Below are 13,536 nucleotides of genomic sequence, written 5' to 3' on the forward strand. Positions count from 1 at the left end.
GTCCAAATATCCCACGGGGGTCCGGGGGTGTGAAACCCCCGGCGCTCTCACCGCCGCGCCAGCTTGGCCGATTTCGCGACCAGCATCCTGCGCTTCAGCGGCGTCAGGTGATCGACATACAGACGCCCCTCCAGATGGTCGATCTGGTGCTGCACGCTGGTCGCCCACAGCCCGACGAAATCGCGCTCCTCGACCTCGCCCGCCTCGTTCAGGAACCGCACCGTCACCGCGCGCGGCCGCCGGATCCGGGCCGAGACGCCGGGCAGGTTGGGGCTGGCCTCCTCATGCTCGCGGAACTGGACGCTGGCATGCAGCACTTCGGGATTGGCCATCCGCACCGCCTGGCCGCGCCTTTCCGAGGCATCGACCACCGCCAGCCGCAGCGCGATGCCGATCTGCGGCGCGGCCAGGCCGACGCCGGGCATCGCCTCCATCGTGTCCACCATGTCGTCCCAGATCATCCGCACCGTCTCGGTCACCGCCTCGACCGGGGCGGCGGGCAGGTGCAGGCGGCGGTCGGCATAGGCCAGGAAGGGACGGGTGCTCATGGCAGGAAATCCAGGATCAGGCGGCCGTCCAGGTGGTCGGCCTCGTGCTGCGCGATGCGGGCCTCGGCGCCCGCCAGCCGGCGGTTCTGGTGGCGGCCCTCGGTATCGTACCAGGCCAGGACGATCTCGGCCGGGCGCGGGACGGTCACGGGCCGGTCGGGAATGGACAGGCAGCGTTCCTCGGCCAGCTCGACCTGGTCCGAGTAAAACAGGATCTCGGGGTCCAGCATCACCAGCGGTGCGGGCCGCCCCTGCTTCCAGCCCGCATCCATGACGAAGGCGCGGCGCATCACGCCGATCTGCGGCGCCGCCAGCCCGCGCCCGCCCGCCGCATACATGGTCGCCAGCAGGTCCGCCGCCAGCCGCCGCAGGTCCGGCCCCGGCAGATAGCCCGAGGGCTGGCACAGCTCGCGCAGCATCGGGTCGGGATGGACCAGGACCGAGCGCACGACGCCGCCGGACAGGGACTGCGGCAGCTCGGGGCCGACCCGGCCCCCACCCTGCCCCAGACCCCCGGCGCTGTCAGGCACGGGCCCGTTCCCGCTTCAGCTTGACCATCTTGCGGGTGATCATCTGCCGCTTGATCGCCGACAGGTGGTCGATGAACAGGATGCCGTCCAGGTGGTCCAGCTCGTGCTGCGCGCAGGTCGCCCACAGCCCGTCGAATTCCTGCTCATGCGTCTTGCCGTCCAGCCCCAGCCAGCGCATCCGCACCTGGGCCGGGCGCGTCACCTCGGCATATTGCTCGGGGATGGACAGGCAGCCCTCGTCATAGGTGTTCAGCGCCTCCGAGGTCCAGGTGATCTCGGGGTTCAGCAGCACCATCGGCTGCTTCTCGGCCTCGGGGTCGCGGGTCGCGTCCATCACGAACAGCCGCGCCGACACCCCCACCTGCGGCGCGGCCAGGCCCACGCCGGGCGCGTCATACATGGTCGCCAGCATGTCATCCGCCAGCGCCTCGATCTCGGGCGTGATGCGGGCTATGGGTTCGGCCACCTTCTTGAGGCGGGGATCGGGATGGATCAGGATCGGACGCAAGCTCATGTCCGCGATTTAGGGCAAGCCTTCACCATAAGCAACAACCAGCGTATGCAGGACCGGACCGCGCCGAAGAAGCAGCAACGAGGGACCGCCATGACCAGACCCGATTTCGACGAGATCATCGACCGCCTGGGCACGAATTGCTCGAAATGGGACGACATGCAGGCGGGCTATGGGGTCTCGGCCGAAGATGGCGGGCTGGCGATGTGGGTGGCGGACATGGATTTCCGCCCGCCCGCCTCGGTGCAGCGCGCCGTCGAGGCGACGGCCGCGCATGGCATCTACGGCTATCCCGGCGCAAACCAGCCCTATCTGGACGCGATCCGGTGGTGGATGGCGCACCGCCACGGCTGGCAGATCGAGACCGGCTGGATCCTGACCTGCGCCGGGCTGGTCAACGGCGTCGCCATGGCGCTGCAGGCCTGTTCCGCCCCCGGCGACGGCATCATCGTCATGAGCCCGGTCTATCACGCCTTCGCCCGCACCATCCGCGCCGCCGGGCGCGAGCTGGTCGAGCTGCCACTGGCGCAGCGGGACGGCCAGTACCGCATGGACTGGGCCAATTGGGAAAACCTGCTGAGCGGGCGCGAGAAGATGCTGATCCTGTGTTCGCCCCACAATCCCGGCGGCCGGGTCTGGTCCGAGGCCGAGCTGCGCGAGGTGGCGGATTTCTGCAAGGCGCGCGACCTGGTGCTGGTCTCCGACGACATCCATTGCGACCTGGTGCTGCCCGGCAGCCCGCGCCACCGCATGATCGATGTGGCCTGCCCCGACATCCGCGACCGGCTGATCATGCTGACCGCCGCCACCAAGACCTTCAACATCGCCGGCGCGCATCTGGGCAATGCGATCATCCCCGATCCGGCGCTGCGCGGCCGCTTCAAGTCGGTGCTGGTGGCCAACGGCATCTCGCCCAGCCTGTTCGGGCTGGACATGATCGCCGCCGCCTATACGCCCGAGGGCGCGGAATGGGTCGACCGGCTGGTCGAATACCTGGACGACAACCGCCGCCTCTTCGACCAGGGCGTGAACGCGATCCCCGGCGTGACCTCGATGCCCCTGCAGGCGACCTATCTGTCCTGGGTCGATTTCTCGGGCACCGGCATGGCGCCGGCCGAATTCACCGCCCGCGTGGAACGGACCGCCCGCATCGCCGCCAATCACGGCGCCAGCTTCGGCAAGGGCGGCGAGAATTTCCTGCGCTTCAACATCGCCACCCCCCGCGCGCGGGTGATCGAGGCGGTCGGCCGCCTGCAGGAGGCGTTCGCGGACCTGCAATGACGGGGCGATCGCGGGTCTTGTGACGAATCGCGGGGCTACATAACCTGACCCTGTCGTCACGAGTAATGGGGTTGGGATCATGCGCAGGATCTTGCTGTTTTTCACGTCAGCCATTGCAATCGGTGCCTGGGCGGGTCCGTCGGCCGCCCAAAGCTGCCAGCATCTGCCCTTGCCGGCCGGGTTCACGGTCGGCGACATCAAGGGCGTGGCACCGGCCGATGGGGTCGTCTGCTATGAACTGACCATGCCCCGAGGCCAGAATATCAGCGTCGAGGTCGCCAGCGGCCGCAATATCGCCACATCCGGCCCCGGCTGGGATGCGCGCGCCGACCGGATCTTCATCGGCGATCTGCCGGGGCGGATGGAACTGCGTGTCTTTCAGCTGATGCGCTCGGTTCAACCCGAGCCCTTCGCGGTCCGTATCCGGTTCGAAGCCCCCGGCAACGGCTGACCCGGCGCCGAACGCACCTCGCCGCCAGGGGGCGTAACCGCGAATGGGGTTCCAACGCGTTGCATTTCGGCGCGCGGGCGATCATACAGGCTGCGAAAACGAACCTTCGGAGCCGCGCATGGTCTATCTGGATTTCGAGAAACCTCTCGCCGATATCGAGGGCAAGGCCGAGGAACTTCGCGCCATGGCCCAGAAGGGCGAAGGCGCCGTCGATGTCGAGAAAGAGGCGGCCGCGCTGGACCGCAAGGCCTCGGATCTTCTGAAGGACCTCTACAAGTCGCTGGATCCCTGGCGCAAGACGCAGGTGGCGCGCCATCCCGACCGGCCGCATTGCCGCGACTATGTCGAGGCGCTGTTCACCGAATACACGCCCCTGGCGGGCGACCGGGCCTTTGGCGACGACCATGCGGTGATGGGCGGGCTGGCGCGGTTCAACGACAGCCCCTGCGTGGTGATCGGCCATGAAAAGGGCCATGACACCAAGACCCGCATCCATCACAATTTCGGCATGGCCCGCCCCGAGGGCTATCGCAAGGCGATCCGGCTGATGGACATGGCGCATCGCTTCGGCCTGCCGGTCGTCACCCTGGTCGACACCCCCGGCGCCTATCCCGGCAAGGGCGCCGAGGAGCGCGGGCAGAGCGAGGCCATCGCCCGCTGCACCCAGAAATGCCTGGAGATCGGCGTGCCGCTGGTCTCGGTCATCATCGGCGAGGGCGGCTCGGGCGGCGCGGTGGCCTTCGCCACCGCGAACCGCATCGCCATGCTGGAACATTCGATCTATTCGGTGATCTCGCCCGAGGGCTGCGCCTCGATCCTGTGGAAGGATGCCGAACGGATGCGCGAGGCGGCCGAGGCGCTGCGCCTGACCGCGCAGGACCTGAAGAAGCTGGGCGTGATCGACTGCATCATCCCCGAGCCGGTGGGCGGCGCGCAGCGCGACCCCCAGGCCGCGATCGCCGCGGTGGGCAAGGAAATCGCCGCCATGCTGGCCGATCTGGAGGGCTGCAAGCCCGCCGATCTGATCAGGGACCGGCGCACGAAATTCCTGCAGATGGGCTCGAAATCGCTGGTCGCCTGACCGGCGCGCGCGACATTTATGCAACAGCCCGGACGGCTTCGACGCCGGCCGGGCTTGAATGCTTGCCGCCCGTGACGGGCTGCGGCATCCAGGGGGCCTGCCCGATTCTCAACACGCAAAGGAGGGCCCGCATGAACCGCCATGATGCAAATGCAAACGCCCTCCGCGTGACCCGTCGCCGCTTCGGCAAGCGACAGGGCTGAGCCTTACCCGCAAGGGCAGTTCCAACCCGACCGAAGCCCCGGCCGCACCTTCGCGGCCCGATCTTCCGTCGCCTTCCGACCAACCCTCACAGCCACCGTCCCGCCTTTTTCGGCGCGGCCGATCATGGAGTCCGCAATGATCGCACAGATTCCCGCCCATCTTCTCAGCCCGCGCCCCGGCGTCGAGCGCCTGATCGACCTGCATGGCAAGCTGCCGGTCCTCTGGGCGCTGCTCCGCGCGCTTCTGGCGCCACGGAAACGGCGGCCGAGGCCGCCAGACCTCTATCTTCTCAGCCCGCACATGCGGCGCGACCTGGGCCTGCCGCCCCTGCCGCCGCATGTGCCGCGCTATTACGAGCTGAGGTGAGGGCAGCCCGCCCCGTCCTTGCGCGCGGCCCTGAACGGTCGCGCCAAGGCGGTCTCATCCGGCCAGTTCGTGCCGGAAGCCCGCTTCGGCCATCAGCTTGTCCGATTGCGTCTCGATCCGGTCTTCCAGCCGGGCCATGAATTCGCGCGTGCCTTCGGCGGCGATGACCGGCAGGAACTCGACCACGGCGCGGCCGGACCGGATGCCCCAGCCCTTGCGCGGCCAGAACAGGCCCGTATTGACCGCCACCGGCACCACCGGCAGGCCGGTCGCCTCGCGGATGGTGCCGACGCCGTGCTTGTAGGCGCGGCGCTCGCCCGGACGGGTGCGGGTGCCCTCGGGATAGATGATCAGCTGGCCCAGCCCGTCCCCGGCCATCCGCTCGCGGATCCGGGTGGTGATGGCGCGCATCGCGTCGCGGCCCTTGCTTCGGTCGATGGGGATGCAGCCGACCTTGTAGGCATACCAGCCCATGATCGGGACCCGCATCACCTCGCGCTTCATGATGAAGTTGCGCCGCGGCAGGGCGTGGGCCAGCACAAGAATATCCAGGAAACACTGGTGCTTGGCGGCGATGATGCAGTCTCCGGCGGGCAGCGCGCCGCGCACCTCGCAGCTGACGCCCATATGCAGCCGCGCGGCCCACAGCATGTAGCCGACCCAGCGCGAGGCGACGCGGTTCGCGCCCTCGCGCCCGCCCACCATGACCTGCGGGATGCCGATCAACCCCATCACCAGCGTCGCCAGCGCGGCATGGATGTAGAACAGCAGGTTCTGCGCATATTGCCAGGGCGTCAGCGGCCCCGGAACCGCGCCGCCACCGCCGCTCATCGCACGGACTCCAGCATCTTCAGCGCCGCCCAACGGGTGGCGAAGAAGCCCACGGCGGCCGCCACGACCGGGATCAGCAGCGGCAGAAGCCAGCCCCAGCCGGAAAAGCCCAGCCCGGTCAGGAAGCCGCCGGCGGCATTCATGCCCGGCAGCAGCGCCACCGCGCCCATGCCCAGGGCCGTGCCCGCCGCCGCGCCGATGGCGGCGCGATGGGTGAAGCGGCGCACGAAGGCGGTGGCGATGGTGATGTCGCGCGCCCCGATCAGCCGCAGCACGCGGATCACCTGCCCGTTCGCCGCCAGCGCCGCCTTGGCGGCCAGCGTGATCATCGCCGCCGAGGCCGCCGCGATCAGCACGAGCGAGATCACCCCCAGCGCCCGCAGCCATTGCGCGGCCGCGACCAGCGGGCGGCGCCATTCGGTATGGTCGTCCAGCACCGCACCGGGCGCCTCGGCCTCCAGCCGCAGCCGCAGCCCCGGCGCGTCGAAATCGCGGCCGGTGATCGGCAGTTCGATCAGGTCGGGCACCGGCAGGGCATCGACCGGCATGTCCGGGCCGAACCAGGGCGCCAGCAGGGCCGCCACCTCGTCATCGGGCAGCAGGCGCGGCTGGCCCAGCCCCGGCGTGGTCTGCAGAAGCTGGATGACCGACTGGGTCCGCGTCTCCTGGTCGGCGGCGTCCGAGCTGACGCGCACCGTCACCGACTGCGCCAGTTCCGAGGACCAGCGATCCGCCAGCCGCCCGGTCGCCAGCGCCAAAGCCAGGGCGAAGACCGCCAGAAAGGCCATCGCCGCGGCGGAAAACAGCGTCAGCTGCGCGGTGAAGCCGGTCGGCGGCACGATGCGGTCGCCGGCGCCGCCATCGCCGCGCAGCAGCCCCTGCCACAGCGTCTTCAGGCTCAGCGCCTTGAAATCGGGACGTCTGGAAAACAGCCGCATCACAGATCCGCCCCCGCCAGATGCAGCGTGCCGCCCGCGATGCGCAGCACCCGCGCCGCCACCTGCGCCTTGGTGGCGCGGATCAGGTTCAGGTCATGGGTGGCGACCAGCACGGTCTTGCCCGACTTGTTCAGTTCCAGCAGCAACTGCATCAGCCGCATCGACATGTCCCAGTCCAGGTTGCCCGTGGGCTCGTCGGCCAGCACGACGTCGGGCGACAGGATCACCGCCCGCGCCAGGGCCGCGCGCTGCCTTTCGCCGCCCGACAGCTGCGGCGGCATGGCGCGGGCATGGGGGGCAAGCTGCACCCAGCCCAGAAGATCGCGCAGGGCCTGCATGTCCACCTGCTCGCCCGCGATGGACAGCGGCAGGGCGACGTTCTCGGCGACCGGCAGGTGGTCCAGGAACTGCGTGTCCTGATGCACCACGCCCACCCGGCGGCGCAGGCCGGCGATCCCGTCGCGCGACAGGCTGCGCAGGTCCTGCCCGAAGGCGGTCATCTGCCCCTCGGTCGGCAAGAGGTCCGCATAGCACAGCCGCAGAAACGTCGTCTTGCCCGCGCCCGAGGGCCCCGTCAGGAAATGGAACATGCCCGGCTGCAGGCTCAGCGTCATGCCGGACAGCAGCCTGTCGCCCGCGTGATAGCCGAAGCCGACATCCTTCATCTCGATCAAACGCCACCCCCGTCGATGCAATCACCTCTGGCGCGGCTTGGAAGCCGGCCCCCGGCTTGATAGAACAGCGTGACGGCGAATGCGAGGGTCGCGATGGACGAAATCAAGCTGACATGCGAGACATGCGGGGCGCAGTACAAGCTGGCCACAAGCGCGCTGCCGCCGGCCGGGCGCGAGGTCCAGTGCACCGCCTGCGGTCACACGTGGCTTGCCCGGCCCCATGCCGCTCTGCCCGCCTCTGCCCCCGCCCCCGGCAGCACCATCGGCAGCGATCCCGCCGACCCGCAGGACCCGGCCCCGGCCGAGCCGCGCCTCAGCCGCCCGCTGCCGGCGAATGTGCTGGCGATCCTGCGCGACGAGTTCGAATTCGAGCGCCGCGCCCGCGCCGCCGAGGCAGGAACCGGCAAGGCCCCGCCGCCGACCGCCGCCGAGACCCCGGAGAACGACTGGCCCGCCACCACGCTGCGCTGGCCTGCCCCCGCCGCACCCGACACCACCGCCCATCGAGATCCCGCGCCCCAGCCGCAGACGGCCGAGGCCGCGCCCATGCAGCTGGCCACGCCGCTGTCGCGGGAACGGCGCGCCTATCGCACCGGCTTCGGCCTGGCGGCGATGATCGGGGCGCTGCTGCTGTCCTTCTACCTGCTGGCCCCGTCGCTTGGCGATGCCGGCCCGATGGGCGCCCGGCTGACCGAGGCGCGCGCCAATATCGACGATGCCCGCCTCCGGCTGCGCGCCGCGCTGCTGGGCGCCGAATAGGGTCAGAACCGCTCCAGCAGCCGGTCCAGATAGCCGCGCTCGTCGGCCGAGCGGTCGCGCTCGGCGCTGCGGCGGCGGATCTCGTCCAGCAGGTCGCGGGCGCGGCGCGCCGGATCGGCGCCTTCGGCCAGGGGATCGCCGCCGCCGATGACATTGCCGTTCCCGGCCTGCTCGCGCCCCAGCGGATCCAGGATCGGCCGCCCGTCATAGGGCATCCCGTCGCGGCCGCCGCGCGGCGCATCGCCGCGCTGGCCCTGCTGGTCCTGACCGTCCTGCTCGCCCGGCTGCTGGCCTTCCGCCTGCCGCCGCTGGCCGTCCTGCCCCAGCAGGTCGCCAAGCGCCCGCATCCCCTCGCGCATCGACTGGATCGCATCCGCCTGCCGCTGCAACGCGCCGCCCAGGTCGCCGCGGCGCAGGGCATCTTCGGCATCCTCCATGGCGCGGCCGGCCTCGTCCAGGCGCCGGCCGGCCTCGTCGCCGCGCTCCGATCCCCGGCCGGGCAGCAGCCCGCGCTGCTGGCCCAGTTCCTCGCGCAGCTCGCGCTGGCGCTGCGCCAGGTCGTCGCTGCCGCCCTGGCCGTCCTGCCCGTCGCCGAAGCGGCGCTGAAGATCGCGGAAGGCCTCGTCCGACAGGCGCTGCTGCTCGCGCAGCGTCTCGGCCAGCCGGTTCATCGACTGCCCGCCCAGGCCGCCCTCGCCGCCTTCGCCCTCGCCCTGCCGGACCTGCAGATTCTCCATCATCCGGTTGAACTGCTCCAGCAATTGCTGGGCCTCGGCCATGCGGCCCTCGTTCATCAGCCGCTGGATCTCATCCATCATCTGCTGGATCTGGTCGCCGGTGATCTGCTGGCCCTGCTGGTTGCGGGTGAACCGCTCGGACGGGTCCTGCCGGCCCTGCTCGGCCAGCATCTGCGTATAGGCGTCGGTCGCCTCCTTCAGCTCGTCCATCAGGCGCTGGATCTCGTCGGGATTGGCGCCGTTGCGGATCGCCTCGGAGAGGCGCTGCTGGGCCTGCCGCATCCGCTCCAGCGCGTCGGACAGCCCGCCATCCTCCAGCAGCACCGCCGCCTCCCACAGCGCCTCGGCCAGCCGGTCGCGCGCCTCGGCCGACAGCGGGCCGGATTCCAGCGTCGACACCGCGCCGCGCAATTCGCGATAGAGATCGTCCTCCATGAAGCCGCCGGGCTGCCAGGTCACGGCGCGCAGGATCTCGGCGCTGCGCCCGGCATTCTCGCGCGACCACAGCAGGTCGCGGCGCATCTCGATCAGCGCGGCGGCCAGGGGATCGAAGAAGCGCCGCCCCGGCAGGACGGTCCGCAAGGGCTCGGATTCGCCGACCTGCTCGATCCCGTCCACCGCGCGCAGGCTGACCGTCACCGGCAGGTTGGCCCAGGGGTGCCGGGCCAGGTCCTCGACCAGCTGGCCGCGCAATTCGCGCCGGTCGCCGGTCCGCGGCAGGGGCAGCGCCAGTTCCACCGCCTCGCGCGGCTCGGGATCGATGGCCAGCCCATGGCGGCGGTCCACCGCCGCCAGGTCCAACGCGATCACCGCCCGGCCCGAGGCGACGCCGTGATCGTCGCCGGCCTCGAATTCCTGCACCATACGCCCGTCGGCGCGCCTGACGGGCGCCGCGCCGGCACGGATCACCGGCGGCTCGTCGGGCAGCACGGTCACGTCGAAGCGGCGCCCCGCCACCTCGATCGCCCCCGTCTCCTCGGCCCGGAACGAGGGCGCCCGCGGATCGTCACTCTCCGCCGCGCCGATATCCTGCACGACCCGAGATCCCTCGCCATAGACCCGGAAGCTGACGATGCTGCCCTTGGGCAGCTCCAGCACCTCGCCCTCGGGCAGCGCGTTCAGATAGATCGTCGGCCGGCGCGTATAGGCCGGCGGCTCGGCCCAGCCCTCCCAGCCCGGCCCGCCGGGGCTGCCCGTCGCCGTCTCGGGCGGGCGCGCAAAGGTCGCGGCGATGGCCGAGACCCCCTGCCCCATCTGGCCCGCGCCGCCGAAGACCAGCGCCATGACCAGCGCCACCAGCGCCGCCAGGCGCAGCGCGAAGGGATCGCGCCGGGTCAGCCCGGCATCGGGCGCCACCGCCCGCGCCGCCGCCGCCCGCGCCTGCATCTGCACCAGATGCGCCTGCCACAGCGCGCCCTCGCCGCCGATCGCCGCCCGGTCGGCCAGCGCCGCCAGGGGCCGCCCCGGCAGCGTCCGGTCCACCCGCTCGCGCGCCGCCAGCAGATCCACGGACCGATAGCGCAACCCGCCCCGGACCGCCGCCGCGACCAGCGCCAGCACCGAAAGCCCCGCGATCCAAGGCAACACCGCATCCGGCAGCGCCGCGACGCCCCCCAGCGCGAAAGCCGCGAACAGGAACGCCGCCAGGACCGCCAGCGGCCAGAACGCGACCGCCGCCGCCTCCCAGCGCATCCCCCACAGCGTCAGCCGCAGGGCGCGGCCGACCGGCCCCTTCTTCGTTGCCGAAATACCCTCGGGGGTCCGGGGGCGGACAGCCCCCGGCTGCGACGGTTCCGGCAAGCGTTGCGTCAAAGCCATTCCGGGATGCTATCGCGCGCCAGCATTTCCTCAAATGTCGGCCTTGCCCTGATGACGGCGAATTGATCGCCCCTCACCAGCACCTCGGGCACCAGCGGCCGGGAATTGTATTCCGAGGCCATCACCGCGCCATATGCCCCCGCGGATCGGAACGCGACCAGGTCCCCCGCCCCCAGGGGCGGCAGCTCGGCCGCCTTCTGGAAGGTATCGCCCGATTCGCAGACCGGCCCGACCACGTCGACGGGCCGCAAGGCCGCGCCGAGCTCGGGCTCGACCACCGGGACGATGTCGTGATGGGCGCCATACATGGCCGGGCGCAGCAGGTCGTTCATCGCCGCATCGACGATCAGGAAATCGCGGCCCTCGCCCTCCTTCAGCCAGATCACCCGCGACAGCAGCACCCCGGCATTGCCGACGATGTTGCGGCCGGGCTCGATCTCGATCTCGCAGCCCAGGTCGCCCACCGTCTCGCGGATCACCTGGCCGTATTCGATGGGCAGGGGCGGGGCGTTGTTGTCGCGGCGATAGGGAATGCCCAGCCCGCCGCCCAGGTCGAGGCGCGAGATCACATGCCCGTCGGCCCGCAGCGCGCGGGTCAGTTCCGCCACCTTGGCATAGGCGGCGCGATAGGGCTCCAGGTCGGTCAGCTGGCTGCCGATATGGACATCGACGCCGACGACGCGCAGCCCCGGCAGCGAGGCGGCCTCGGCATAGACCTGCCGCGCCTTGGCGATCGGGATGCCGAACTTGTTTTCCGACTTGCCGGTCGCGATCTTCTCATGGGTCTTGGCGTCCACGTCGGGGTTCACGCGGATCGCCACCGGCACCTCGGCGCCCATGCCGGCGGCCAGGTCCGACAGCGCCCGCATCTCGGGCTCGCTCTCGATATTGACCTGGCGGATGCCGCCCTCGATGGCCTGGCGCATCTCGGCCAGGGTCTTGCCGACGCCAGAGAACACGATCCGCTCGCCCGGCACACCCGCCGCCCGCGCCCGCGCATATTCCCCGCCCGAGACCACGTCCATCCCCGCGCCCAAGTCGCCCAGCAGCTTCAGCACCGCCAGGTTGGAATTGGCCTTCACCGCGAAGCAGACCAGGTGCTCGGTCCAGTCCAGCGCCTGCCGGAACAGGCCGAAATGCCGCGTCAGCGTGGCGGCGGAATAGACATAGACCGGCGTGCCGACCTCGGCGGCGATGCGCGCCAGAGGCACGTCCTCGGCCCAAAGCTCGCCGCCGTGATAGTTGAAATGGTCCATCTACAGTTCCGTGATCACGCCGACGGTCGCATGGCCCGAGATCGAGACATTCGGCTGCTGCTGCGCGGCCGGCCGCTGCGGCGGGCCGTCGACGCCACAGGCCGCCACCGCGATCACCGCCAGAATTGCCATCCATTTCATGCCAGTTTCTCCTTCCAGCGATTGATCTGCGCGCGCACCTGATCGGGCGCCGTGCCGCCATAGCTTTGCCGCGAGGCGACCGAATTGTGAACGCCCAGCACGCCGAACACGTCCTCGGTGATGGCGGCATGGACCGATTGCATCTCGGCCAGCGTCAGGTCGGGCAGGTCGACGCCCCTGCCCTCGGCCAGCGCCACCAGCGTGCCGGTGACGTGATGGGCGTCGCGGAAGGGCAGCCCGGCCTCGCGCACCAGCCAGTCGGCCAGGTCGGTCGCGGTGGAAAACCCGGCCGAGGCCGCCGCCTCCATCTTTTCGCGATTCGCGGTCAGGTCCGACAGCATCCCCGCCATCGCCGCCAGAGCCAGCATCAGGCTGTCGGCGGCGTCGAAGACCTGTTCCTTGTCCTCCTGCATGTCCTTGGAATAGGCCAAGGGCAGGCCCTTCATCACCGTGAACAGCGCCACCGTCGCGCCCAGGATGCGGCCGATCTTGGCGCGGATCAGCTCGGCCGCATCCGGGTTGCGCTTCTGCGGCATGATGCTGGACCCGGTGGACCACTTGTCCGACATCGAGACGAAGCGGAACTGGGCCGAGGACCAGATCACCAGCTCCTCGGCCAGCCGCGACAGGTGGACGGCGCAGATCGAGGCGGCGGACAGGAATTCCAGCGCGAAATCGCGGTCGCTGACCGCATCGAGGCTGTTGGCCATCGGCCGGTCGAAATCCAGCGCCTTTGCCGTGGCGAAACGGTCGATCGGATAGCCGGTCCCGGCCAGCGCCGCCGCGCCGAGGGGCGATTCGTTCATCCGCGCGCGGGCGTCGCGGAACCGCGACAGGTCGCGGCCGAACATCTCGACATAGGCCATCATGTGATGGCCCCATGTCACTGGCTGGGCGGTCTGCAGATGGGTAAAGCCCGGCATCACCCAATCCGCCCCGGCCTCGGCCTGCGACAAAGCGGCGCGGATCAGCGCCTGCAGCCCCTCGATGGCCGCGTCGCACTGGTCGCGCACCCACAGCCGGAAATCGGTCGCCACCTGGTCGTTCCGGGACCGGCCGGTATGCAGCCGGCCCGCGGGCTCTCCGATGATCTCCTTCAGCCGCGCCTCGACATTCATGTGGATGTCCTCCAGCGCGGTGCGGAAGGGGAAATCGCCCGCCTCGATCTCTGACAAGACCGTGAGAAGCCCTTCCCCGATGGCCTTCGCATCGCTATCGCTGATGATGCCTTGTGCCGCCAGCATGGCGGCATGGGCCCGGCTGCCCCGGATATCCTGCGCGTAAAGCCGCCTGTCGAAGCCGATCGAGGCGTTGATCGCCTCCATGATGGCATCAGGTCCGGCGGCGAAGCGGCCGCCCCACATGCTGTTGGCGGCGTCCTGGGTCTGGGGCCGGTCGGTCATATCTGGT

At 70.4% G+C, this 13,536-nt stretch carries 15 protein-coding genes; 5 read left to right on the forward strand and 10 right to left on the reverse strand.

The genetic code is table 11. The features are described 5' to 3' along the window. Positions 1-47: 47 nt before the first annotated feature. From def (C9E82_RS05500) to def (C9E82_RS05510), 3 genes are read right to left on the reverse strand one after another with little or no spacing between them, the layout of a single operon-like run. Positions 48-548, reverse strand: coding sequence for a peptide deformylase (gene def / locus C9E82_RS05500; protein WP_119900369.1), 501 nt, complete (start codon positions 546-548; stop codon positions 48-50). Beyond that, complete coding sequence (locus C9E82_RS05505) at positions 545-1,078, reverse strand: peptide deformylase (protein ID WP_244935999.1); 534 nt, start codon at positions 1,076-1,078, stop codon at positions 545-547. The genes def (C9E82_RS05500) and C9E82_RS05505 overlap by 4 nt, the downstream gene beginning before the upstream one ends. Further along, positions 1,071-1,592 carry a peptide deformylase gene (gene def, locus C9E82_RS05510; RefSeq protein ID WP_119901002.1) on the reverse strand — a complete coding sequence of 174 codons (522 nt, stop codon included), beginning with the start codon at positions 1,590-1,592 and terminating at the stop codon, positions 1,071-1,073. Before def (C9E82_RS05510) ends, C9E82_RS05505 begins: the two co-directional genes overlap by 8 nt. A gap of 90 nt (positions 1,593-1,682) precedes the next feature. On the opposite strand from def (C9E82_RS05510), the gene C9E82_RS05515 reads away from it, so the two are divergent. The 4 genes from C9E82_RS05515 (at position 1,683) to C9E82_RS05530 (ending at position 4,972) form a co-directional block, all read left to right on the forward strand. Next, positions 1,683-2,870 (forward strand): MalY/PatB family protein, encoded by a 1,188-nt coding sequence (locus C9E82_RS05515; RefSeq protein WP_119901009.1) that lies wholly within the window; start codon positions 1,683-1,685, stop codon positions 2,868-2,870. Positions 2,871-3,075: 205 nt separating this feature from the next. Further along, complete coding sequence (locus tag C9E82_RS05520; protein WP_183154043.1) at positions 3,076-3,321, forward strand: hypothetical protein; 246 nt, start codon at positions 3,076-3,078, stop codon at positions 3,319-3,321. A gap of 118 nt (positions 3,322-3,439) precedes the next feature. Next, positions 3,440-4,402 (forward strand): acetyl-CoA carboxylase carboxyltransferase subunit alpha, encoded by a 963-nt coding sequence (locus tag C9E82_RS05525; RefSeq protein ID WP_119901004.1) that lies wholly within the window; start codon positions 3,440-3,442, stop codon positions 4,400-4,402. A 339-nt stretch (positions 4,403-4,741) separates the two neighbouring features. Next, positions 4,742-4,972: a hypothetical protein gene (locus C9E82_RS05530; RefSeq protein WP_119901005.1), complete on the forward strand. Its 231-nt coding sequence runs from the start codon at positions 4,742-4,744 to the stop codon at positions 4,970-4,972. 54 nt (positions 4,973-5,026) lie between these two features. Here the strand turns inward: C9E82_RS05530 and C9E82_RS05535 are convergent, their stop codons facing one another. Genes C9E82_RS05535 through C9E82_RS05545 form a run of 3 tightly spaced genes read right to left on the reverse strand, consistent with a single transcriptional unit; the run spans position 5,027 to position 7,415 of the window. Beyond that, positions 5,027-5,803: a lysophospholipid acyltransferase family protein gene (locus tag C9E82_RS05535; RefSeq protein ID WP_119901006.1), complete on the reverse strand. Its 777-nt coding sequence runs from the start codon at positions 5,801-5,803 to the stop codon at positions 5,027-5,029. Then, the gene (locus C9E82_RS05540; RefSeq protein WP_119901007.1) at positions 5,800-6,741 is read right to left on the reverse strand and encodes a cell division protein FtsX; all 942 of its coding nucleotides are present in this window, start codon (positions 6,739-6,741) and stop codon (positions 5,800-5,802) included. The genes C9E82_RS05535 and C9E82_RS05540 overlap by 4 nt, the downstream gene beginning before the upstream one ends. Further along, complete coding sequence (locus tag C9E82_RS05545) at positions 6,741-7,415, reverse strand: cell division ATP-binding protein FtsE (RefSeq protein ID WP_119901008.1); 675 nt, start codon at positions 7,413-7,415, stop codon at positions 6,741-6,743. The genes C9E82_RS05540 and C9E82_RS05545 overlap by 1 nt, the downstream gene beginning before the upstream one ends. A gap of 93 nt (positions 7,416-7,508) precedes the next feature. Between C9E82_RS05545 and C9E82_RS05550 the strand changes: the two genes are divergently transcribed. Continuing rightward, complete coding sequence (locus C9E82_RS05550; protein WP_122449215.1) at positions 7,509-8,174, forward strand: zinc-ribbon domain-containing protein; 666 nt, start codon at positions 7,509-7,511, stop codon at positions 8,172-8,174. A gap of 2 nt (positions 8,175-8,176) precedes the next feature. On the opposite strand, the gene C9E82_RS05555 is transcribed toward C9E82_RS05550, so the two are convergent. From C9E82_RS05555 to argH, 4 genes are read right to left on the reverse strand one after another with little or no spacing between them, the layout of a single operon-like run. After that, positions 8,177-10,729, reverse strand: a complete 2,553-nt coding sequence (locus C9E82_RS05555; RefSeq protein ID WP_240643688.1) for a DUF4175 domain-containing protein — start codon at positions 10,727-10,729, stop codon at positions 8,177-8,179. Further along, complete coding sequence (gene lysA, locus C9E82_RS05560) at positions 10,720-11,985, reverse strand: diaminopimelate decarboxylase (RefSeq protein ID WP_119900792.1); 1,266 nt, start codon at positions 11,983-11,985, stop codon at positions 10,720-10,722. The genes C9E82_RS05555 and lysA overlap by 10 nt, the downstream gene beginning before the upstream one ends. Next, positions 11,986-12,126 (reverse strand): hypothetical protein, encoded by a 141-nt coding sequence (locus tag C9E82_RS24435; protein ID WP_170162175.1) that lies wholly within the window; start codon positions 12,124-12,126, stop codon positions 11,986-11,988. Next, positions 12,123-13,529 (reverse strand): argininosuccinate lyase, encoded by a 1,407-nt coding sequence (gene argH, locus C9E82_RS05565; protein ID WP_119900791.1) that lies wholly within the window; start codon positions 13,527-13,529, stop codon positions 12,123-12,125. The genes C9E82_RS24435 and argH overlap by 4 nt, the downstream gene beginning before the upstream one ends. Between the last annotated feature and the right edge of the window lie 7 nt (positions 13,530-13,536).

The sequence above is a fragment of the Paracoccus sigandri genome (assembly GCF_003709565.1).
GTDB lineage: Bacteria > Pseudomonadota > Alphaproteobacteria > Rhodobacterales > Rhodobacteraceae > Paracoccus > Paracoccus siganidrum.

Bases quoted from the DNA above. Each gene is read 5' to 3' on its own strand.
- C9E82_RS05540 (WP_119901007.1), bottom strand. From the start codon at position 6,741: ATGCGGCTGTTTTCCAGACGTCCCGATTTCAAGGCGCTGAGCCTGAAG.
- def (WP_119900369.1), bottom strand. From the start codon at position 548: ATGAGCACCCGTCCCTTCCTGGCCTATGCCGACCGCCGCCTGCACCTG.
- C9E82_RS05535 (WP_119901006.1), bottom strand. From the start codon at position 5,803: ATGAGCGGCGGTGGCGGCGCGGTTCCGGGGCCGCTGACGCCCTGGCAA.
- C9E82_RS05515 (WP_119901009.1), top strand. From the start codon at position 1,683: ATGACCAGACCCGATTTCGACGAGATCATCGACCGCCTGGGCACGAAT.
- C9E82_RS05530 (WP_119901005.1), top strand. From the start codon at position 4,742: ATGATCGCACAGATTCCCGCCCATCTTCTCAGCCCGCGCCCCGGCGTC.
- lysA (WP_119900792.1), bottom strand. From the start codon at position 11,985: ATGGACCATTTCAACTATCACGGCGGCGAGCTTTGGGCCGAGGACGTG.
- C9E82_RS05550 (WP_122449215.1), top strand. From the start codon at position 7,509: ATGGACGAAATCAAGCTGACATGCGAGACATGCGGGGCGCAGTACAAG.
- C9E82_RS24435 (WP_170162175.1), bottom strand. From the start codon at position 12,126: ATGAAATGGATGGCAATTCTGGCGGTGATCGCGGTGGCGGCCTGTGGC.
- C9E82_RS05525 (WP_119901004.1), top strand. From the start codon at position 3,440: ATGGTCTATCTGGATTTCGAGAAACCTCTCGCCGATATCGAGGGCAAG.
- C9E82_RS05555 (WP_240643688.1), bottom strand. From the start codon at position 10,729: ATGGCTTTGACGCAACGCTTGCCGGAACCGTCGCAGCCGGGGGCTGTC.
- argH (WP_119900791.1), bottom strand. From the start codon at position 13,529: ATGACCGACCGGCCCCAGACCCAGGACGCCGCCAACAGCATGTGGGGC.
- def (WP_119901002.1), bottom strand. From the start codon at position 1,592: ATGAGCTTGCGTCCGATCCTGATCCATCCCGATCCCCGCCTCAAGAAG.